The 21,798-nt window shown below is 66.7% G+C and carries 19 protein-coding genes; 2 read left to right on the plus strand and 17 right to left on the minus strand.

Annotated features, from left to right (window positions below):
* Nucleotides 1-50 precede the first annotated feature (50 nt).
* The 5 genes from SA87_RS03580 to SA87_RS03600 form a co-directional block, all read right to left on the minus strand.
* Nucleotides 51-1,001 (minus strand): uroporphyrinogen-III synthase, encoded by a 951-nt coding sequence (locus tag SA87_RS03580; protein WP_066199316.1) that lies wholly within the window; start codon nt 999-1,001, stop codon nt 51-53.
* Nucleotides 998-1,948, minus strand: coding sequence for a hydroxymethylbilane synthase (gene hemC / locus SA87_RS03585; protein ID WP_066199319.1), 951 nt, complete (start codon nt 1,946-1,948; stop codon nt 998-1,000). Before hemC ends, SA87_RS03580 begins: the two co-directional genes overlap by 4 nt.
* A gap of 118 nt (nt 1,949-2,066) precedes the next feature.
* On the minus strand, nt 2,067-2,882 hold the full coding sequence (gene ccsA, locus SA87_RS03590) for a cytochrome c biogenesis protein CcsA (RefSeq protein ID WP_066199322.1): 816 nt from the start codon (nt 2,880-2,882) through the stop codon (nt 2,067-2,069).
* A 14-nt stretch (nt 2,883-2,896) separates the two neighbouring features.
* A complete protein-coding gene (gene hemA, locus SA87_RS03595; protein ID WP_066199327.1) occupies nt 2,897-4,288 on the minus strand; it encodes a glutamyl-tRNA reductase in 1,392 nt (463 codons plus the stop codon).
* A 274-nt stretch (nt 4,289-4,562) separates the two neighbouring features.
* Nucleotides 4,563-5,123, minus strand: a complete 561-nt coding sequence (locus SA87_RS03600; RefSeq protein ID WP_066199331.1) for a helix-turn-helix domain-containing protein — start codon at nt 5,121-5,123, stop codon at nt 4,563-4,565.
* Nucleotides 5,124-5,308: 185 nt separating this feature from the next.
* Between SA87_RS03600 and SA87_RS03605 the strand changes: the two genes are divergently transcribed.
* Entirely contained in the window at nt 5,309-6,382 is a 1,074-nt protein-coding gene (locus tag SA87_RS03605) for a DMT family transporter (RefSeq protein WP_066199334.1), read from the plus strand.
* On the opposite strand, the gene yihA is transcribed toward SA87_RS03605, so the two are convergent.
* The 9 genes from yihA to SA87_RS03650 all read right to left on the minus strand — a co-directional run bounded on the left by yihA (nt 6,318) and on the right by SA87_RS03650 (nt 19,468).
* Nucleotides 6,318-6,905 (minus strand): ribosome biogenesis GTP-binding protein YihA/YsxC, encoded by a 588-nt coding sequence (gene yihA / locus SA87_RS03610; RefSeq protein ID WP_066199337.1) that lies wholly within the window; start codon nt 6,903-6,905, stop codon nt 6,318-6,320. The genes SA87_RS03605 and yihA overlap by 65 nt on opposite strands.
* Nucleotides 6,902-9,220: an endopeptidase La gene (lon, locus tag SA87_RS03615; RefSeq protein ID WP_156423567.1), complete on the minus strand. Its 2,319-nt coding sequence runs from the start codon at nt 9,218-9,220 to the stop codon at nt 6,902-6,904. Before lon ends, yihA begins: the two co-directional genes overlap by 4 nt.
* 33 nt (nt 9,221-9,253) lie before the next feature.
* A complete protein-coding gene (gene lonB / locus SA87_RS03620) occupies nt 9,254-10,993 on the minus strand; it encodes an ATP-dependent protease LonB (RefSeq protein ID WP_082718332.1) in 1,740 nt (579 codons plus the stop codon).
* 380 nt (nt 10,994-11,373) lie between these two features.
* Nucleotides 11,374-12,639: an ATP-dependent Clp protease ATP-binding subunit ClpX gene (clpX, locus tag SA87_RS03625; RefSeq protein WP_066199344.1), complete on the minus strand. Its 1,266-nt coding sequence runs from the start codon at nt 12,637-12,639 to the stop codon at nt 11,374-11,376.
* Nucleotides 12,640-12,644: 5 nt separating this feature from the next.
* Nucleotides 12,645-13,247: an ATP-dependent Clp endopeptidase proteolytic subunit ClpP gene (gene clpP / locus SA87_RS03630; protein ID WP_066199347.1), complete on the minus strand. Its 603-nt coding sequence runs from the start codon at nt 13,245-13,247 to the stop codon at nt 12,645-12,647.
* A gap of 185 nt (nt 13,248-13,432) precedes the next feature.
* Nucleotides 13,433-14,932, minus strand: a complete 1,500-nt coding sequence (gene tig, locus SA87_RS03635; RefSeq protein WP_066199349.1) for a trigger factor — start codon at nt 14,930-14,932, stop codon at nt 13,433-13,435.
* A gap of 277 nt (nt 14,933-15,209) precedes the next feature.
* Nucleotides 15,210-16,631: an ABC transporter ATP-binding protein gene (locus SA87_RS13030; RefSeq protein ID WP_066199352.1), complete on the minus strand. Its 1,422-nt coding sequence runs from the start codon at nt 16,629-16,631 to the stop codon at nt 15,210-15,212.
* Nucleotides 16,632-16,656: 25 nt separating this feature from the next.
* Nucleotides 16,657-18,378, minus strand: coding sequence for an ABC transporter permease (locus SA87_RS03645; protein ID WP_082910461.1), 1,722 nt, complete (start codon nt 18,376-18,378; stop codon nt 16,657-16,659).
* Nucleotides 18,379-18,418: 40 nt separating this feature from the next.
* On the minus strand, nt 18,419-19,468 hold the full coding sequence (locus SA87_RS03650; protein WP_066199358.1) for an ABC transporter substrate-binding protein: 1,050 nt from the start codon (nt 19,466-19,468) through the stop codon (nt 18,419-18,421).
* Between the two features lie 265 nt (nt 19,469-19,733).
* On the opposite strand from SA87_RS03650, the gene SA87_RS03655 reads away from it, so the two are divergent.
* Nucleotides 19,734-19,991, plus strand: coding sequence for a hypothetical protein (locus tag SA87_RS03655; RefSeq protein ID WP_156423565.1), 258 nt, complete (start codon nt 19,734-19,736; stop codon nt 19,989-19,991).
* Between the two features lie 63 nt (nt 19,992-20,054).
* On the opposite strand, the gene SA87_RS03660 is transcribed toward SA87_RS03655, so the two are convergent.
* From SA87_RS03660 to SA87_RS03670, 3 genes are all read right to left on the minus strand, one after another.
* Complete coding sequence (locus SA87_RS03660; protein WP_066199366.1) at nt 20,055-20,504, minus strand: OsmC family protein; 450 nt, start codon at nt 20,502-20,504, stop codon at nt 20,055-20,057.
* Nucleotides 20,505-20,667: 163 nt separating this feature from the next.
* Nucleotides 20,668-21,204: a beta-class carbonic anhydrase gene (locus SA87_RS03665; protein WP_066199368.1), complete on the minus strand. Its 537-nt coding sequence runs from the start codon at nt 21,202-21,204 to the stop codon at nt 20,668-20,670.
* 175 nt (nt 21,205-21,379) lie between these two features.
* On the minus strand, nt 21,380-21,798 hold a 419-nt coding region (locus SA87_RS03670; protein WP_156516485.1), incomplete at its 5' end, for an RNA-guided endonuclease TnpB family protein.

Here is a 21,798-nt window from a genome sequence, read left to right on the forward strand (position 1 = left end):
TCCCGCACGTCGATCGCTCCTTCCTGACGGGCTCGACCCAAAGGCGCCGCTTAAGGCAGAGGCTGCCCCGGCGCCTCGCCGGAACGGACCGCCTCGACGAGGGCGGCGACGAGCCCTTCTTCGGTGAAGGGCCGGGCCTCGATGACCGGCGCGAGGCCGAGGGCGCGGGCCCGGCCGGTCGTCACCGGACCGATGCTCGCGTACCAGCGCGGCCCACGCCCGGCGGCCGCCACCGCCTCGGCGACCGCCTCGGCAATCGACGGGCTCGTCAGCGTGACGACGTCGACGACGGCCTCCTGGAGGAGCGCCTGGAGCCGTCGCACGCCCGCCTCGTCCCGGACGTTGTCATAGACGACCGCCGAGGTGACCTCAAGGCCGTACTCCCGAAGCGCCGGCGCCACGACGTCCCGGCTCAGCGTTCCCCGGACGATCACCGCCTGTTCGCCGGGGGCAACCCGGCCGGCGAGCGCCTCGACGACGCCCTCGGCGGTGTACTCTTCGGCAACGACGTCCGCCGGAAGCCCGAAGGCGGCCAGGCGCTCCGCCGTCTTCGGGCCGACGGCGACCCGCCTCGGCCGCGCCGGAGAAAGGGGCGGAAGGGCCGCCTCCCGGTAGCGGGCAAAGAATGCATCGACGCCGTTTTGACTCGTGAAGATGAGCCAGTCCGCGGTTCGCGCCGCCTTCAGCGCCGCCGCCAGATCGTCCGTCAGAGGAAGCGGCGAGACGCAGATGAGCGGGACGTGGTACGCCCGGGCGCCGAGGGCCTGAAGTCGCCCGACGAGGTGTTCTCCCTGATGCTTGGCGCGGGTGACGACGACGACGCGCCCCGCAAGCGGCCGATCGCCGACGACCGCTTCGCCATCCACCGCCGCCGGCCCGCCCGGGGCGGACCCGGCGAACCCAGTCTCCCGTCTCGTCGGATCACCGGCCGGCGCCGGCCCGTCCCCGCGCCCCGACGCTCCGGAATCGCCGGCGGCGGCAAAAAAGGAAAACCGCCTCATGCCTTCTGACCCTCCGTCGATCCATCATCGTCCTCTCCGGCCGCAAAGCGGGCGACCGTCTTTCCGGCGCCCTCGGCGATCAGCCGCTCCGCAAGCGCCGTTCCGACGTCCGGCGATGGTCCCCGGAGAACGCCCGACCAGAAACCGGAGCCGTCGGGTTCCGCGATAAAACCTCGAAGCGTCACCGTTCCGTCGGCCTCCACCGTCCCGTACGCTCCGAGGGGAACCTGGCAGCTCCCTCCGAGGCGGGCCAAAAACGCCCGCTCCGCCTCGACCGCTCGCCGCGTCGGCGCGTCGTCGAAGGGCTCGAGCCACCGAAGGACGGCCCCATCTCCCCGCCGCGCCTCGATCGCCAGCGCCCCCTGTCCGACCGCCGGGATGAACGCCGTCGGGTCGAGCGGGACCGACCGGACGTCCAGCCCGAGGCGCTCGACGCCGGCCCGGGCCAGCACGATCGCGTCAAAGTCCCCTGCCATGAGGCGCCGGAGGCGGGTATCGACATTCCCCCGGAGCGGCCGGACGTCCAGGTCCGGCCGGAGGCGCCGAAGGAGGACGGTGCGCCGGAGGCTCGACGTGCCGACGACGGCGCCGGGCGGAAGCGCGTTCAATTCCCGGCCGTCGCGGGTGATGAGGACGTCCTCCACCGGGCCCCGCGCAAGGATCGCGACGAGGGCCAGCCCTTCCGGCAGCATCGCCGGAACGTCTTTCAGGCTGTGGACGGCAAAATCCGCCTCCCCGCTCAGCATCGCCCGCTCGAGCTCTTTGACAAAAAGCCCCTTCCCGCCGATCTTCGCCAGCGTCGCTTCGAGCCGGCGATCGCCCTCCGTGACGTAGGGGGCGATCCGCACCCGGAGCGCCGGGTAACGGGACTCGAGGAGCGCGCGCACCCCTTCGCTCTGGGCCAGGGCGAGGGGACTTTTTCGTGACGCCAAAACAAGTTCCGGCATCGGCTGCCTCCTTTTTGTTTCCCCTCTCTAATCTTAACGCAAGCGGCGGCCTTTGGCGAGCCCGGCCCGGCCGGCGCCGGACGGAAAAAGGCCCCGCCGCCGGCGGGGCCCGAAGCCGTCAGCCCGGCCAGGCGGCCAGGGCCAAAGAATGGGTCGTCCAGAAATTCAGCCAGAGCAGAAAAAACGCACCGGCGCCGACCCACATCGCCCGCCGCCACGGCCAGCGGGCGAACGTCCGGACGTAGACGAAAAAGCCGTAGGCCAGAAGGACCGCTCCGGAAAACCCGACCTTTGGATCCCGGAGAGCGCCGAAGCCGGCCTCTCCGAAGGCCCAGACCCCGCCGAGAAAGAGGGAGACCGCAAACACCGGCACCCCCACGAGCGCCGCCGTCCCGGCGTAGCGGGCGAGCTGTTCGAGGGGCGGCATGCGAAAGGCCCGGCCCCGAACCCGCTTGGCGGCGAGCCATCCGTCGAGGAGGAGGTACAGCACGGAAAAGACGCCCGCCAGGACGAACAGGACGTACGCGACGAGGGCCCCGACGATATGGAGCACGAGAAGCTCCTCCCGGCCCGAAGGCCCCGACGCCGGCGCCCCCGGCGGAAAGAGGTGGAGCGTGACGACCGCTAGGCCGACCGCGTTCGTCAAAAGCAAAAAAAGATCCGCCCGCACCACGGCGCTCAAAAGAAGCGAGGCGGCAAGAAGCAGCCACGCGTAAAGGAGCCGCGTCCGCTCGGCGACAAAGGCGGCCAGGGAGCTGTAGCCGATGAGTTCGACGGTGATCCCCGCCGTGAGCAAGAGAAACGCGCCGTTCAAAAAGACGAAGGCCGTTCGTCCGGCCGCCGGCGTCGGCCGGACGACCTCGATAAACATGACGCTCACCGCCAGGCCGTAGACGGCGATCGCGAGATCAAGCAGCCAGCGCCCCACGAGCACGGCGGCCGCCTCCGTCAGGTCGTCGCCGGCTCGCTCCGCCGGACGAGGCGGACGCCGCCTACGCGGGGATCGCGGCGCGGCGCCTCCGGCGCCGGGCGCTCTCCCGTCTCCTCCTCAGAGCCGGAGCGAACGGCCAGATACGGTTCCAGGCGAAAGCTCTGGACGATGGCCGCCTGCGCCGCCCGGCCCTCCCGCGTTCCGGCGGTCTCCTTCAGGTAGAGAACGGCGTCTTGAAGCAGGCGGTTGACGAGGTTTTTCGTATGCTTCTCCAGAAGCCGCCGGCTCCGCTCATCGAGCGGCGGGAGCTTCCGGAGGAGGCTCTCCATCGTCTCCGCCTGAAGGGCCATCCCTTTCGCCTGCAGGGCGGCGATCACCGGCACCGCATCGAGCGTCTCCAGCCACCGCTCATACGCCGCCACCTCACCGTCGATCGTCCGCTCGATCGCGGCGGCGATCCGCCGCCGCTCGGCGAGATTTTCCTCGACGATGCCCTGAAGATCATCGATGTCGTAGACGAACACCTGACCGAGGCCGTGGAGCGCCGGGTCGACGTCCCGGGGAACGGCGAGATCGAGAAAAAGAAGCGGCCGCTCCCGGCGTCCGAGCGCCGCCTCCAGCGCCGGTCGGGTAAAAATGGGCTCCGGCGCCGACGTCGCCGTCGCCACGACGTCCGCTTCCCGGGCGATCTCTACCCGCCGCGCAAACGGCACCGCCTTGGCGCCAAACCGCCGGGCCAGTTCCTCCGCCCGCTCCGGGGTCCGGTTGGCGATGAAAAGCGCCCGCACGCCCTGATCGGCAAAATGCCGCAAAAGAAGCCGGCCCGTTTCTCCGGCGCCGACGACGAGCACCCGCTTGGACGCGAGATCGCCGAAAAACGTCCGGGCGAGACCGATCGCCACGTACGGCACCGAAAGGGGACGGTCGTTCACCCGCCACGTCGTATGGGCGCGTTTGGCAAAGGCGATCGCCCGCTGGAAGAGGACGTTCAAAAGCTTCCCCGTCGCCCGATGCGCCCGCGCCGTCTCCCACGCTTCCCGGACCTGGCCGAGGATTTCCGTCTCGCCGAGGACCATCGAATCGAGGCCGGCGGCGACGCGAAAGAGGTGCCGCACCGCCTCCCGATCTCGGAGCACGACCAGATGCGGCCGAAGGCCATCGGCCGGGAGGCGAAACCGGCGCACCATAAACGAAAGCGCTTCCTCCTCGGCCGCTTTCATCGTCCTTCGGTCGGTGACGAGGTAAAGCTCCGTGCGATTGCACGTGGCGACGATCACCGCTTCGACGAGGCTCCGGTGCGTAAGAAGCGTCCGGTACACCTCCGGAAGCTGTTCCGGCTGGAACGTGCAGCGCTCCCGGATTTCGACCGGCGCCGTCCGGTGGTTGAGACCGACGGCAAGAAGATGCATCCCCCATCCCTCCTTTTCCGCCCGGTTCGCGCCGGCGGCGGAGGAAAAACGATTCGCCGATGAGTCCGATTCCAATCTGCGGTTATTATATCACAACCGCTTTCGTCGCCGGGCATCGAAAAACGGCCGCTTTTGTCACCGACGTGACAAAGTCGGACGCCCTTGGGGAACGCCGCGCACGGGGGGCGCGCCCCTCACCGCTTCCCGCTCACCGGACGGCGCGATCCGCTTCGGTCCCCGCACGCCGGAGGGCCTGTCCCTCGCCGCTGTTCGCTCACCGGACGTAAGTCAATTCCGCACCGATCACCTGGCCGCGGCCGTTTCGAATCGGACGGGCCTCGATCGTCATCCCTTCGACGGGCGTCGCCACCGCCGGCTCCCCGGTTTGAAACACCTGTTCCGCCGCCCGGCGAAACGGCGATTCGTGGGAAAGAAGGGTGTGGACGAGCTCGAGCTGCGGCCGGCCGAAGTAGCGGACGCCGCCGGGGTTGACGGCCATGATGCGAAAGCGGCGGTTGACGATCAGCCGGACGACGGTATCCGGGTGGCCGAGGGTGTAGATCGGCCGCACAAGGTCCATCGGATCGACGCCGAGCACCTGGGCGAGTTCCGCCAGCTTGCGGATGGAGATGTTGTTTTTCCCGCTTTCGATCCGGGCGACGAACGGCTGTTTGACCCCCATCTTTTCCGCCAGGTCGGCCTGCGTGAGCTTGAGCGCTTTTCGAAGGCGCTTGACGTGGTAGGCGACCCGCTTTTCGATGCTGTCGTCGATCGTCTCCAAAAAAAGCGGGTCGTCCTTCAGGACCTGTTTGACGTACTGGGCCAGTTCATTCATCGTCGCTTCGGCTCCCCGTCGTTTCCCGAGTTTGGCGGATACAGAGCAGGCTATATTATAACAAATCCGCTCGGAAAGTCCATAGAAAAATTCGCCCGATGCCGATATAATAGCCCTTATCCGACCGGTTCCGCCGATCGGCCCGGCGGGCTTTCGGTGCAGAACACCCCCCTTTCCGAAGGAGCGTGACCCTGATCTCCCCTACCGTTCCCTCGAGGCGAACGGCCCTCGCCGGCGACCTCGCCCTCCTGTTCGTCACGTTCGTCTGGGGGACGACGTTCGTCGTCGTCCAGGACGCCATCGCCCACCTCCCCCCGTTTTCCTTTCTCGCCGTTCGCTTCGGCCTCGCCTTTCTCCTCCTCCTGCCGTTCGCCCTCCGGTCGGGCGGCGCCGGGGCGACCCGGGCCGGGATCGGCATCGGACTCTTTCTTTTCGGCGGCTACGCCTTTCAGACGTTCGGCCTGCTCTTTACGACGCCGGCCCGGTCGGGATTCATCACCGGTCTTTCGGTCGTCCTCGTTCCGGCCTTGAGCGCCCTTTGGCTCCGGGAGCGGGTGCCGCCGGCGGCGTGGGCGGGCGTCGCCCTGGCCTTCGGCGGGGTCCTGCTCCTCGCCGCCGGGGGACGGCCGGATCCCGCCGACGGCCCGGCCGGCGAACGGGAGACGGGCTTGGGCGATCTCTTGACGTTTCTCGGAGCGCTCTCATTTGCGCTGCAGATCGTCGCCACCGCCCGAGCCAGCCGCCGGCACCCGCCGGCGGCCCTGGCGACCTTTCAGCTCGGCACCGTCGCCGCCCTCTCCGCCGCGGCGGCGTTCGCCGTCGATGGGGGAGCGATGCTCGATCCGGCGCCTTACCGGGTGCCGGCGGTCGCCCTCGGCCTTTTTGTCACCGCCGTCCTGGCGACGGCCCTCGCCTACTGGGTGCAGTCGGCGGCGGGACGCCGGACAAGCCCGGTGCACATGGCGATCATCTTCGCCCTGGAGCCGGTGTTTGCGGCGCTCACCTCGTGGGCGACCGGCCACGAGCCGCCGGCCGGCCGGGTGATCGCCGGCGGACTTTTCATCGTCTTCGGGATGCTCGTCGCCGAGCTTCCGTCGGCCGTCCTCGCCGCCCGGGCGTCCGGAAGCGACGGAACGTCCGGAAGTCCCGAAGCGGCGGCCGACAAACGGCGGCGCCCTGCCGGGGCGCCCGGCCTCAGCGGAGCACCCGGAGGGCGCCGTGGATCGCCTTCCAGAGATCGTTTTTTCCTTCGCCGGTGACGGCGGAAAAGAGGATCGGCCCTTCATCGGCGGCGAGGCGAAGCTCGCCGGCGATCCGGCGGGCCTGATCGAGCGCCCGACCGCGGCCGAGTTTGTCCGCCTTCGTGGCGACGACGAGCGTCTTCAGGCCGTGGAAGACGAGCCACTGCCGCATGAGGCGGTCGTCTTCCGTCGGCGGGTGCCGGACGTCGACGAGCTGGAGCACGAGACGGAGCGCCTCCCGCGTCTTGAGGTAGCCCTCGACGAGGCGGCCGAACTCGCGCCGCATCGCCTTCGACACCTGGGCGTAGCCGTAACCGGGGAGGTCGACGAGGACGAAAGCATCGAAGCGATAGAGATGGATGAGCCGCGTCTTCCCCGGCGTCCGGCTCGTCCGGGCGAGGTCGTTCTGCCCGGCGAGGGTGTTGATGAGGGACGATTTGCCGACGTTGGAGCGGCCGACGAGGGCGATCTCCGGCCGCTCCGGCGGCGGAAGGTCCTTGAGGCGCGCCGCCATCCGCCAGAGGTGGGCCCGGCCGCTCATGTTCTCACCAGCGCCGCGTCGAGCACCTGGTCCATGTGGTCGACCAAGATGAAGGTGAGCGCCCGGCGGACGACCTCGGGAATGTCCTCGAGGTCTTTTTCGTTGTCCTTCGGAAGGATCACCCGCCGGAGGCCTGCCCGGTGGGCGGCGAGGCTTTTTTCCTTGAGACCGCCGATCGGAAGCACCCGGCCCCGGAGGGTGATCTCCCCGGTCATGCCGACGTCGTTCGCCACCGGAATGCCGGTCAGGGCCGAGACGAGGGCGGTGGCGATGGCGATGCCGGCCGACGGGCCGTCCTTCGGGATGGCCCCTTCCGGAATGTGGATGTGGACGTCGGTCTTTTCCCGGAACGCCGGGTCGATGCCGAGGCGCTCCGCCCGGGAAAGGACGTAGCTCATCGCGGCCTGGGCCGACTCTTTCATGACGTCCCCCAGCTGACCGGTAAGGAGGAGCTTCCCGCTCCCGGGAAAATGGGTCACCTCGATCGACAGCGTCTCGCCGCCGGCTTCCGTCCAAGCGAGGCCGGTAACGACGCCGACCTCCGGCGCCCGTTCGGCGATGCCGTGCCGGAACCGCGGTCGGCCGAGATACGCTTCCAGCGCCCGGGGCGTGATGACGACGCGCTTTTTCTCGCCGGAAACGATGAGGCGCGCCGCCTTTCGGGCGAGGGCCGCCAGCATGCGCTCCAGTTCCCGGACGCCGGCCTCCCGGGTGTAGCGGCGGATGAGCTCGAGCAGGGCCTCTTTTTCGAAGGCGACCTGCCCGCGCCGAAGGCCGTGGGCCTCAAGCTGCTTCGGGATGAGGTGCCGCTCGGCGATGTGGACTTTTTCGATCTCGGTGTAGCCGCTGATGGGGATGACTTCCATGCGGTCGAGCAGCGGCCGCGGGATCGTGTGGATCGTGTTGGCGGTGGCGATGAAAAGGACCTCTGAGAGATCGAACGGCTCTTCGATGTAGTGGTCGGAAAAGGCGTGGTTCTGCTCCGGGTCGAGCACCTCCAGGAGGGCGCTCGCCGGGTCGCCGCGGAAATCGGCGCCGAGCTTGTCGATCTCGTCGAGGAGCATCACCGGGTTTTTCGTTCCGGCCGTCCGGAGCCCCTGGATGATCCGCCCCGGAAGCGCCCCGACGTACGTCCTCCGGTGGCCCCGGATCTCCGCCTCGTCCCGGACGCCGCCCAGGGCGATGCGGACGAAGCGGCGACCGAGGGCCCGGGCGACGGAGCGGCCGAGGGACGTCTTGCCGACGCCCGGCGGGCCGACGAGGCAGAGGATCGGCCCTTTCATTCGGTCGACGAGCTGACGGACGGCGAGGTATTCGAGGATGCGCTCCTTGACCTTGGCGAGGCCGTAGTGGTCCTCGTCGAGGATCCGCTCCGCCCGCCGGAGGCTCTTGGCATCCTCGGTCCGCTCCTCCCACGGGAGGGCGATCAGCCACTCGATGTACGTCCGGATCACATGCCCTTCCTGGGCCATCGGCGGGATGCGCTCGAGGCGTTCGAGTTCCTTGTCGATCTTCTCCCGGACGTGAGCCGGGAACGCCTTTTTCGCGGCCTCCGCCCTGAGCTCCTCCACCTCGGCGCTCCGACCTTCCCGCTCGCCGAGCTCCCGCTGGATCGCCTTCATCTGCTCCCGGAGGTAGTATTCTTTTTGCGTCTTTTCCATCTGCTTTTTGACGCGCTGACTGATGCGCCGTTCGAGCTCGAGCACTTCCTGCTCGTTCGAAAGGAGCTCGAGAAGCCGCTCCAACCGGCGCTTGACGTTCGTCTCTTCGAGGAGCGTCTGGCGATCTTGCAGCCGAAGGGCCAGGTGCGCGGCGATGACGTCCGCGAGCCGCCCCGGCTCGGCGATATCGGCGATGCTGGCGAGGGTCTCCGGCGAGATCTTCCGAGAGAGGCGGATGACCTGCTCGAATTCCCGGACCACGGCCCGCATGAGGGCCGTCGTCTCGACGTCGTCGCTCGTCTCTTCTTCGAGCCGCTCGTAGCGGACGGAAAAATACGGCTCCACCGTTTCATAGGCGACGATGCGGGCCCGGGCTTCGCCCTCGATCAGGATCCGCACCGTTCCGTTTGGGAGCCGAAGCATCTGCTTGATGAGGGAGATCGTGCCGACGCCGTAGATATCGTCCGGCGCCGGCGAATCGAGATGCGGATCTTTTTGCGCGGCGAGGAGCAGCCGATGCGCGTCGACCATCGCCGCCTCGAGGGCGGCGACGCTTTTTTCCCGCCCGACGTCGAGGTGGACGACCATCGTCGGAAAGACCATGAGCCCCCGCAGGGGGAGCAGGGGAAGGATGGACTCGGCGCCGCGGGCCATCTCGGTCATCGGCGACACCTCCGTCCCCTCATTCTAGGCCTCTTCCGACGGCGACGCAAGGTCGGCCACGCCGGTCCCCCGGGCGGCGGGCCGATATCCGCCCTCCCGTCGGACGGCGGAGCGATCGAGCACCTCCGGCACCGGCGCGGACGCCGGGGCGGACGACGCCGGCAGGAGAGCGACGGCCAGCACCTCTTCGATCGTCCCGGCAAAGACGACCTCGAGGCCTTCGCACGAACGGGCTTCTTCGTTCGCCTTCGGGACGACGACGCGGCGAAGGCCCGCCTCCCGGGCGGCATCGAGCTTGGCCCGAATCCCGCCGACGGGAAGCACCTTCCCGCGGACGCTGACCTCGCCGGTCAAGGCCGTCCGGGGATCGACCGGCCGGCCGGTGAGGGCGGAATACAGCGCGACGAACACCGTGACGCCGGCGGACGGGCCGTCCAGGGGAGCGCCGCCGGGAAAGTGAACGTGAAGATCGTGGTCGGCCACCCGAAAACCGAGGCGGCCGAGGAGCGTGCGGACGGTCTCGGCGGCGCCGAAAGCCAGGCTCTTTCGGGTGAGGGTCCGGCCCCGACCACCCAGGGCCTCTTCTTCGACGATCCCGGTGACGGTGAATTGGCCGGCGCCGGGGCGGCGGGCCGGGACCGCCGTCGCCTCGACGTCGATCACCGCGCCGAGGCTCGGTCCGTAAACGGCCAGCCCGAGCGCCCGGCCGACCTCCGGCCGCTCCGGTAGGCGGGCCTTCGGCCGCGGCTGAAGCCGGCTCGTGTCGATCACCCACCGGATGTCCCGGATGCGGAGGTCCCGCCGCCCCTCGGTGAGGGCGACGCCGTAGGCGAGCTGGACGGCCGCGACGGCCTCACGGCCGTTCTGGGCGTAACGGGCGAGGAGTTCCAGCGCCCCCGGCTCGACGGCGGCGCCGAGCTTGCCCGCCGCCCGCCGGGCGATCGTCTCGATCTCCCGCTCGGTGAGGGGACGGAAGTAGACTTCGACGCAGCGAGAGCGGAGCGCCGGCGGAAGCTCCTCCGGCAGGCGGGTCGTCGCGCCGACGAGACGGAAGTCGGCCGGAAGGCCGTTCTGGAAGATGTCGTGGATGTGCGGCGGGATGTTCGGATTGTCGGGGCTATAGTAGGCGCTCTCCAGCCGGACGAGGCGATCTTCAAGGACCTTGAGGAGCTTGTTCATCTGGATCGGGTGGAGTTCCCCGATCTCATCGATAAAGAGGACGCCGCCGTGGGCCCGGGTGACGGCACCGGGTTTCGGCTGCGGCACGCCGGCCTGTCCGAGCGCTCCGGCCCCCTGGTAGATCGGATCGTGGACCGAGCCGATCAGCGGATCGGCGATGCCCCGTTCGTCAAAGCGGGCCGTCGTTGCGTCGAGCTCGACGAAGGGGGCGTCGGCGCGAAACGGCGAGAGGGGATTTTTCTTCGCCTCTTCCAGCACGAGTCGGGCGGCGGCCGTCTTTCCGACGCCGGGCGGCCCGTAAATGATGACGTGCTGGGGGTTCGGCCCCATGAGCGCCGCCCGCAGGGCCTTGAGGCCCTCCTCCTGGCCGACGATCTCATCGATCGACGCCGGCCGGGTCCGCTCCGACAGCGGCTCGCTCAAGGCGATCGCCCGAAGCCGTCGCAACTCCTCCATCTCCCGGCCGGTGCTCTGACGCTGGGTCAGCCGGCCGGAACGCTCCCGGCGGAGGAGGTTCCAGAAATACAGCCCGACGGCCAGCCCGACGAAAATCTGAAGCACGATGAGGAGAATCTGGACGCTGATCACGGCACGTTCGGCCTCCTCGCCCACGCCGCCCGAGGGCGGCGGACGTCTTTTGCCCATTATGGCCGAAGGGCCGAAGGGCTAAACGCCGCCGGAAAGATGCCGGGGGGTTCGGAGACCGGGACCTGCCGCCGGCGCGCCCGGAAGGCCGCCGGAAAGTCGGTGGCGAGGGCGCCGGCCGGATGCCGGCCCTCGGTTCCGCCCGTCGGTTCTGCGGGGCCGAAATCGGGCCAAAAAAAGCCGGTGCCCGGATATGCTTCCGGACACCGGCACGCCCGCCACCGGCGCGTTCACGGCGCTGACCGGACGCGCGCTCGAGGTTGATCGCGCGTTCAAGGGGGTTCCGCTCGCGCGTTCGAAGTTGTTCGCCGCCTGCGCCCTCAGGCGGTCTCCTCCGTCTTCAGGGCGATCAGGCGGCCGTCCTTCCCGTAAAGAAGGGGCGGCAGCCGACGGGTGACCGTCTCCGGCGTCACGACGACTTTGGTCACGTCCTTGCGGGACGGGATCTCGTACATGACGTCGAGCATGATCTCCTCGAGGATCGCCCGAAGCCCCCGGGCGCCGGTCTCCCGCCGGACGGCCTCCTTGGCGATTTCCCGAAGCGCCTCCGGCATAAACTCAAGCTCGACGCCGTCCAGTTCGAAGAGCTTTTTGTACTGCTTGACGAGCGCGTTTCTCGGCTCGGTGAGGATGCGGGTGAGCGCCTCTTCGTCGAGGGGATCGAGGACGGAGATGACCGGTACCCGCCCGACAAACTCGGGGATCATGCCGAACTTGATCAGGTCTTCCGGCGTGACCTTCTTCAGGTATTCGCCTTTCTTCAGGTTGACCGACTGGACATCGGCGCCGAAACCGATCACCTTCGCCCCGAGGCGGCGCTTGATGATCGTCTCGAGGCCGTCGAAGGCGCCGCCGACGATGAAGAGGATGTTCGTCGTGTCGATCTGGATGAATTCCTGATGCGGATGCTTCCGGCCGCCCTGCGGCGGGACGTTGGCGACGGTGCCTTCGAGAATTTTGAGCAGCGCCTGCTGCACGCCTTCGCCGGAGACGTCCCGGGTGATGGACGGGTTTTCCGACTTCCGGGCGATCTTATCGATTTCGTCGATGTAGACGATGCCCCGCTCGGCCTTCTCGATGTCGAAGTCGGCCGCCTGGATGAGCCGAAGCAGGATGTTTTCGACATCCTCGCCGACGTACCCTGCTTCGGTGAGGGTTGTGGCATCGGCGATGGCAAAGGGCACCTTGAGCATCCGGGCAAGCGTCTGGGCGAGCAGCGTCTTCCCGCTCCCGGTCGGGCCGATGAGGAGGATGTTGCTCTTCGACAGCTCGACGTCGTCTTTCTTCTTGTCGGAATAGATCCGCTTGTAGTGGTTGTAGACGGCCACGGAAAGCGCCTTTTTCGCCTGCTCCTGGCCGATGACGTACTCGTCGAGGAAGCGGCGGATCTCCACCGGTTTCGGCACGTCTTTGAGCTCTTCCGTCGTCGTCTGGTCGTTGTCTTCTTCGATGATCTCGTTGACGAGCTCGATGCATTCGTCGCAGATGTAGACGCCGGGGCCGGCGACGAGCTTTTTCACCTGATCCTGCGTCTTGCCGCAGAACGAACAGCGGATCGGGCTCCGGTCGTCGGTCTGTTTGGCCATCTTCCTCACCCCTTTTCCCGGTGCATCGACTGGGCGCTCGTGATCACCTCGTCGATGATCCCGTACGCCTTGGCCTCCTCCGCATCCATGAAAAAGTCCCGGTCGGTGTCCCGCTCGATCCGTTCGAGCGGCTGCCCGGTCCGTTCGGCCAAGATGCGGTTCAGCCGATCCCGGGTCCGGATGATCCACTCGGCGTGGATCTTGATGTCCGCCGCTTGCCCGCGGGCCCCGCCCAGCGGCTGGTGGATCATGATCTCGCTGTTGGGAAGGGCGTAACGCTTCCCTTTCTCGCCGGCGGAAAGAAGCACCGCGGCCATCGACGCCGCCATCCCGATGCAGATCGTCGAGACCGGGGCCTTGATGAACTGCATCGTGTCGTAGATGGCGAGCCCGGCGGTGACGGAGCCGCCCGGCGAGTTTATGTACAGATAGATGTCCTTGTTCGGGTCTTCCGCTTCCAGAAAGAGGAGCTGGGCGACGACGAGGTTGGCCACGTGGTCGTCGATCGGCGCTCCGAGGACGATGATCCGATCCTTGAGGAGACGGGAGTAGATATCGTAAGCGCGTTCGCCGCGCGTCGACTGGTCGATGACGATCGGAACGAGCATCCCTTTCCGGCCGGGGCAAAGCCTCCGCCGGACGCCACCTCCTTTTTTCTTCGTTCCATTCTAACCTCATTGTACCGGATTCCGGCGCGTTTGTGAATGTGCGGCGCCCGTACCCGGGCGCCGCACGGGATCGGCGCCGGCCGACCGCCCGGTGAGGCGCCGAACGGACGACCACGCCCGACAGTCTATGCGTTTTCCGCGCCGTTTACACCTGCGTCGCCCAAGCCGCCGGAAGTTCGCGGCCCTCCTTCCGCCTCCGCCCCTTCGGCGGGGGCGTTTTTCGCGTCGGCGGCGCCTTCAGGCGGCACCGATCCGACGCTCGCCGCTTCCTCGCCGGAGGCGGTCCGCTTGCCGCGGGCGCCGTCCGCTTCGCCGTCGGTGTCGGTCGCCTCCCGGACGGTGACGTCGGCATCGGCGAGGAGGCGATCGATCGCCTTCCGGGCGCGGAGGGTGCGCTCGATCACGGCCATGGTTCCCTGTCCTTCCAGCGCCCGGGCGGCCTCCTCCGGCGAAACGCGCCACGCCTCGGCGATCTTCCGGATCTCCGCTTCGCGCTCTTCCGGCGTCGGTTCCAGGCCGTACTTTCTGGCATACGCTTCGAGGGCGAGGCGGATGGTGACGCGCTTTTGGGCCGTCTCCCAGAACTCGGTGATGAGATCGTCTTCCGTCTTGTTCGTCATCTGAAGGTAGGCCTGAAGGGGGATGCCCGTCGCAAGGAGCGCATGCTCGAGCTCGTGGACCATGTCGTGCGCTTCTTCCCGGATCATGACGTCGGGAAGATCGACGGCGACCCGGGCGGCAAACGCCTCCGCCGCCTGATCCCGAAGCCGTTCGGTCGCCTCTTTTTCCCGCTCGGCCTCGAGCTCCCGGCGGATGGACGCCTTCAGTTCGTCCAGAGAATCGAAGTCGCTCACTTCCCGGGCGAAGTCGTCGTCAAGCTCGGGATAGCGCTTTTGTTTGAGCGTCTTCACGGTGACGGTGAACGTCGCCGTCTTTCCGGCGAGATCGGCCTCCCGGTAATCGTCGGGAAAGCGGACGTCCACCGTCCGCGTCTCGCCAACGGAAAGGCCGATGAGGCCCTGCTCGAAATCCGGCAGAGTGCGCCCGGCGCCGACCTCGATTTCGACGTCGGTCCCCGCGGCGATCCGCTTGCCGTCGATGAACCCTTCGTACTCGACGGTCGCCAGCATCCCCTCGGCCACCGGCCCGTCCACCGGCTCGAGAACGGCGACCTTCTCCCGCATGGCGCGAAGCTTCGCCTCGACGTCGGCGTCGGTCACCGGCCGGATCACCTTTTCGAGCACAAGATGTTCCGCCTCCTCCGGCCAGGTGACGTCCGGACGGACGGTGACGACGGCCTTGAAGACGAGGGGGGCGTTTTTGTCCAGGCGGACGATTTCGATCGCCGGTCGCTCCACCGGCTCGATGCCCGTCTCCCGAACGGCCGCCGCATACGCCTGGGGCAGAAGGTCGTCCAGCGCTTCGTCAAACAGGACCTGGACGCCGACCCGACGCTCGAAGATCGGCCGCGGCACGCGCCCTTTGCGAAAACCGGGGACGCTGACCCGTTTGACCACCTTTTTGAAGGCCTGATCGAGCGCCGCTTCCACCCGTTCGGCATCGACTTCCACCGTCAGGGCCACGCGATGCCGATCGTGCCGTTCCAGCGTCGCCTTTATGCTCACGTCGCTCCCTCCACTTCTTAAACTCCCTTATTATAGCATATGTTCCATCGGAGGCAATCAGGAAAGCGATTGCCGCGGGCAATCGGGAAAGCGATTTCGGAAGCGACCGGGGAGCGGGCGGCCACCGGCGTCGTCCGCAACGCGCCGCGTCCGGCGCGATCCGTTCCGAAACCGTTCGATGCTCGAAATTCTTGATCTGGTTTTTCGAGTGACCGGAATAAAATGGGCAATATGAGAAAAAGAGGTCCGGCGAAACCCTTAAAATAATATCCATAGTTTAACCCCGGCACTTATGATCATGATGATGGGCGTCCGTACTCCGTTCGACGTCCTGCGAGCGCTCCGCTTCCCGCCTCCGGTCGACGTACCCCGTCTGCCCCGGCGCCAGACGCCCGTCGCGAAGCCCCTCCGGCGAGACGAAAAGATCGAACGACGTCTGCCGGAGCAGCCGGTCGGAAGCCCCTTCTTCCTCGCCTGCCGCCTCGACGGGGCCGACCCCCGCCGCGACGACCTCGACCGTCAGCCGGACGGCCCGCCCTTCGTACGCCCGCCGCACGATGCGGACCGGAATCCCGGGCGGTCCCTCGCGAAACGCCCACTCCTCCGGCCGCACCGGGTAGCACCCGGCCGCGCGGAAAGCGAGAGGGATGCGGGAGCCGTCCCAAAGGCCGCCCGACATCGCCCGGTTTGCCCCTCGATCATCCGGGACCCGACCGTCCGCCGTTTCGCCGCTCGTACGTTCACCGAGCGGTGAACGCTCAACCAGCGCCGCATCGTCGGCCGACGCGCGCCCCGCATCCCCGACGTACCCGGCAGGCGCAAACCGCTCCCCCCGCCACGTTCCCGGAACGAGGGCCGCCCCGGCAACAAAGGCGGCGACAAACGGCGTCTTGGGCCTCAGATAGACCTCATCCGGAGGGCCGACCTGCACCAAGCGCCCCGCTTCCATGACGGCGACGAGGTCAGCAAGCGCCAGCGCTTCTTCCCGGTCGTGGGTGACAAAGATGACGGTGCTTCCGGTCGCCCGATGAATCTTCGCCAGTTCCCTCTGCATGGCGGCCCGAAGCGGCGCATCGAGCTGGGAAAACGGCTCATCCAGCAAAAGGAGCCTTTTCGACGCCGCCAGCGCGCGGGCAAACGCCACTCGCTGCTTCTGTCCCCCGGAAAGTTCCTTCGGAAATCTTTTTCGGAAAGGCTGAAGCTCCGTCAGCTGAAGAAGCGCCTCCACTTCGCGCCTCATTTCATCATCGGCGTCGCGTTTCCCATCGCCCGCGCTTTCGCCGTCCCGATCCGACGGGCGACTCGGCCGCCTTCCGCCGGTCACACGGCCGAAAAGCCCCTTCCAGCCGAACGCGGCCCGCTGAAGGCGGCGACGTCGCTGAATCAGAGGAAAGGCGATATGCGCTTCGACCGTCATGTGAGGCCAAAGAGCGAACGATTGAAAAACCACTCCGACGTCCCGCTCTTCCGGCGGAACCCCCTCCCCCGCCCGGCTCACGACCCGTCCGTCAAAAGCGATCGTCCCCGCCTCAAGAGAGACGAAACCGGCGATGGCGTTCAAAAGCGTCGTCTTGCCGCTTCCCGACGGGCCGAGCACGGCCAAAAAAGCGCCGGACGGAACGGTGAGCGACACGTCCCTGAGCACCGTTCGCCCGCCCAGTTTGACCGAAACCCCGAAGAGATCGACTTTCACGACCATCCCCCGCTTGCGGTCGGTGGCTCAGCTACCGTTCGGTCTCGCCCTTAAAGCCGCCCCTGCGAAGCGCTTCGGCAAGAACAAAGAGAAGAAAGACAAAAACCGCGATGAGAAAAGCGAGCGCCCGCGCCTCCGTCAGCGCTCCGCCCTGTTCCAGCTGGAAAATGCGCATGCCGACCGTCTCCTGCCCCGAGGAAGCCAGAAGGACGGAAAGCGTCAGCTCCGTCCCGGCCAGCAGGACAACGAGCACCATGCCGCCCAGGAGCTCCCCGGCAATGAGGGGAAAGACGATGCGCCCAAGCCGCGCCCAAAGCCGCGCGCCGCTCATCTGGGCCGCCTGTTCCAAGCGCCGGTCGAGGCGCGCCAGAGCGGCTTCGGCGGACCGCACGCCGATCGCGCCAAAGCGCACCGTATAGGCGATCCAGAGCATGGCGAGCGTCCCGTAGACCCCGCCGGCCAAGCGCCCGACCGGCGACGCCCAAAAAACGATGAGCCCGAGAGCGACGACGATGCCCGGCAGCGCAAAAGGAAGGGTCATGAGCCCCCCCACCACCCGCCAGGGGAGCCCCGGCCGCCGGCGCCGCCGAAGGGCCACCCCGGTACCGATGGCGACCGTCACCACCGCCGCCCCGATCGCAATCAGCCCGCTGTTGAACGCCGCCCGCGCCGTCCGCCCATCGGCGAGCACGGCGGCAAAATGCTTCAGCGTCCAGTTTTCCGGCGTCGGCGGTAGGCCGTAAGCCCGGACGATCGCTCCCAGACCGAGCCCGACCAGAGGAAGAATGCTCGTCAGAAGCAAAAAAACGAGAATCAGCATGAAAAGCGGCCACCTGAGCGGCCCGAGGTCAACCCGCCCTTCCCATCCGCCGTCGCCAAACGCCTCCGACACGTCGCGCCGGGCCCACAGCCAAAAGCCGTAAAGCCCCATCAAAGCGATCGCCATGAGGAGCAGGCTGAGCGCCGCCGCCCGAGCGAAGGCCGACGGTCCGAAACCGGCGATCTGTTCGTAGATGGACGTCGAAAGCACCGGCACGTTCGCCGGAATGCCGAGAAAAGCAGGGATACCGAAATTGTCCAGGGCCGCCAAAAACGCCAACGCGCCTCCCGCGGCCAGCGCCGGGCGCAAAAGCGGCAGCACCACGAGGAGGAAAGCCCGAAGCGGCCGGGCTCCCGAGGCGCGGGCCGCCGCATAGAGCGCTTCGGGGACGCGACGCGCGGCCCGGATGACAAAAAGATACACGAGCGGATAATGCGTAAGCCCCATGACCACCGTCATGCCGCTTAAGCCGTAGACCGACCCATCGGGCCACGGAACGCCTAAAGCGCCAAACGCCCGGTCCAGCAGGCCGTTTTTTTCGAACAGCGCCGCCCAGCTTAAAGCGACGACATAAGACGGGAGAATCAGCGGAAGCCAAACGAGCGCCGAAAGGAGGGAACGACCGGGGAGATCGGCGAAAGAAACGACAAGCCCGAGCGCCGCGCCCGCGGCCAGAGCGATCGCCGTCCCGCCGGCGACCATGACCGCCGTATTCCAGAGCATCGCCGTCGTCCGCGGTGCGGCAAAAAACGAAAGCACCTCTGCCGTCGGCCCATGGCGAAAACTTTGAACCAGAAGCGCCAGGAGCGGCCCGGCGAAAAAAGCGACGATGGCGATAACCGCCGCCGCTTCTCCTCCCCGGCGCACCGCGCTCCACCATCGCTCATTTGCCTGCCGCGCGTGCGCTACGGCCTGCCCGGAACGATCCTCCATCACGGCCGATCTCCACCGCCGATTGCCATGGCTCTCGATGTCAGCGGAACAGGGCAGCGAACTTCTCTTTTTCCGCTTCCCGCGTCCGGGCCATCTCCTTCGGGTCCGCCCCCAGCACCTGAAGCGACTCGGCGGGCCGCATCCCTTCAGGAGGCGCAATCCCCGGGCGGATCGGCGTGTAACCGAGTTCGGCCTCGAGCTTCTGCCCCTCTTCCGAAAGGATGAAGTCGACGAACGCCTGCGCCGCCTTTATGTTTTTCGTCCCTTTCACGATGGCCACCGGCTCGGTGATCGCCGGCACGCCTTCTTTCGGATAGACGAACTCGACCGGTGAGCCCTCCCGCTTCGCCCGGGCGGCCATAAAATCGACGAGCATGCCGTACGCTTTTTCGCCGCCGGCGACGGCCGTGAGCACCCCGCCGTTCCCTTTTCCGACGACGACGCCGTTTTGCTTCATGTCTTCATAAAATTTCCAGCCGAACTCCGGCTGCCGCACGAACACGCCGAGGTTATAGGCGGCCGCGCCCGAGTAGAGCGGGCTCGGCATCATCGCCTTGCCGCGCGCCTCCGGAGAAGTGAACACACGCCAGGAATCCGGAAGCGTTTTGACTTCCTTCGTGTTTACGACGATGATGCTGGCCATGACCTTCGTTCCGGTATACGTCCCGTCGGGATCGACAAACGCCTGGGGGATCGCCTCGACGTTCGGCGAGCGATACCGTTCGAGAAGCCCTTCGGCCTTCAACGCTTCGAACGTCACCGCATCGGCCAGGAGGAGCACGTCGGCTTTCACCCTGCCGGCCAGCTTTTCCGACCTGAGCTTGGCGACGATTTCTTCCGTTCCCGAGCGAAAAACGACGACATCCACCGCCGGATACCGCCCGCGGAAGGCCTCGACGAGCTTGTTCGCATCGTCGTCCGGTTGCGAGGTGTAAAAATGAAGCGTCCCTCCCACCGGGGCTTTACCGTTCCCTTCGGCATCTTGAACCTGACCTTGCCCGTTTTGTCCGCAACCCGAAAGCCAAAAACCGACCCCGACCGTCACGAAAACGAAAGCGAAGATCGACCTCGCCAGCGCTTTCTTAACCATCGCTTTTCCTCCGTTCGTTCTCATGCTTTCTGGTCATTGCCGCTCATGCCGGGTGTTCCCTCGCACGCGCCTAGGACAAGCATAGCGGAGATATGTTAAGGCCGGATGAACGGAAGATAAAGATTGTGTAAAACGGACGATCGGCGCGCCGACCACTGGCCGCGTTCCCGTCGCCAGCAAGACGATGAGCTTTCCCCGAGCACCGGCTGCATTCAAACCGGTGGTGATAAAGCGGTGCTATTCGATGTCCCGGGCGAGTTCTTCGATGGCGTCGAAGACCTTAGCGTATCCGGTCGCCGATTTTGATCTTGTCGATGACGACGAGCATGTTCTCGTTTCCCGTTCGTATCTGGGATTGACCGTCAAAGATAACGTCCCCGTCGCCGGAGGCGCGGGGGGAAACCCCGCCCGTTTTCCGGTCGACCGCGCGATTATCAAGCCGTCACGGGCGAAAACGGCTCAAAAAAGACGGCCCGGGCGGGCCGTCGTCAGGGCATTTTCATTTTACGCCTTCGAAGAATAGGCGGGTCTCTTTGGGAGAACGAAATTCCTCCGTCGGGATCGAGCCTCTCCCGATCCCCGGTGCTCACCGCCCGTTCTGCGCCGGCGGAACGGCCAGCGTCGGCACGCCGCGGAGGGTGTCTTTCACCGGGCAAATGCGCTCAACGTGTTCGATGAGCGCCCGAACCCGATCCGCGGCGGACAGGGAGTCGATCGCGATCCGATAGCGAATTTCTTGAAATCCCGGCCGGACGCCCGGCGCTTTTTCTAAAAAGCCGTCCGGATCGAGGTCGCCCTCCACATCGATCGTCACCCCGCGCAGCTCCACGCCGTGTCGCTTGGCCAGCAAACTCACCAGGACGCTGATGCATCCGCCGAGCGCCGCGAGGACGAGCTCCACCGGGTTCGGGCCCTGGTCCGTTCCGCCGAGCGCCGGCGGTTCGTCGATGACGATCTGTTTGTCGCGGATGTGCGCGACGGCGCGCACGCCCTCCCCGGACCACTCGACGCGAGAGGCAAAGGTCTGTTTGGGCATGCGGTTCTCCTCCAGTCCTGATCTTCATCAAGCATGAACGTGCAGGACCCGACGCCCTTGGCGGCGCCATCGGGAGGCGATCATCCGCCCTCCTCGGTTAATCCCGAGCCCGCCCCAGCAGTTCATCGCGCGTATTCACGCGCCGGCTCAGCCGTTGATGCGGTCAGCGCAGACGATGAGACTCGACTTCATACACGTATCCGTTGATCACCGTGTCTTTGGGGATCAAGGGGTGATTCCGCAAATATTCGACCTGGGCGACGGTCACGTCGTCTACGCTTTCAAAGGTGCGAAACCACCGTTCGAATGCGTCGGGGTCCGTCAGCACCCGTTCGGGAAGCGAGGGGTCCAGCTGAACGCGTTCCACATCGATGTTGAATTTGGCCCGGAGCGCCTCGACGATTTCCCGGCCCTGAGCCGTCATCATTCCACATTCCGTGTGATTGATCACGATGATCTCTTTCGTTCCGAAGAAATTCACACTCAGAACCGCCGAACGGATGACATCATCGGTCACCAGGCCCCCGGCGTTGCGGAAGATATGAGCATCGCCGGGCTGGAGACCGAGCATTTCTTCCACATCCAGCCGCTCATCCATGCATGCCAGGACAAACAGCCGCCGGTTGTTGGGAATTCCCCGTTGTCTCCGAAGCACCAACGCTTCGTGCTTTTGGATGGCCTCGTCGATGTGCTGACTCAAGCTCACGGACCCTTCCCGTTCCGCAACTCATGGACAAATATTCCATCGAAGGAATACCGCCCCGGTTGCTTCCTGCTTCTTCGGCGGGGTGCTCGTAGACCGCGGCCAGCCGCGTTCCGCCGCAGAGCCCGTCTCCACAGGCTTGACTTCCCGTGGAACTCACGGTAGGACCGTCTTACGCCACGGTCAGGGCAAACCTGAGCAGATTCTTGGCCGCATTCACGTCCCGATCGTGATGCGTGCCGCACGCCGGGCACGTCCACGCCCGGACGGAAAGCGGGAGTTCTGACAGAACGTGGCCGCAGGCGTGGCACGTCTTCGACGTCGGCTCAAAGCGCCCTGCCTTCACGATCCGCACGCCTCGAAGTTTGGCTTTCGCTTCGAGGAGCGCCCGGAAGGTGCCCCAGCCGACGTCGGCGATGGGCCGCGCCAGGTGGTCGTTCTTCAGCATGCCGGCAACGTTCAAATCCTCGATCGCGATCACCGGATGCGTCCGGACGAGTTCGGTCGTGCGCTTGTGGAGGAAGTCCAGACGAATGTTCCGGATCTTCCGGTGCAGCCGGGCCAGGCGAAGGGCCGATTTTTGTCGGTTCT

The sequence above is a fragment of the Hydrogenibacillus schlegelii genome (assembly GCF_001653195.1).
Taxonomy (GTDB): Bacteria; Bacillota; Bacilli; order Thermicanales; family DSM-22653; genus Hydrogenibacillus; species Hydrogenibacillus schlegelii.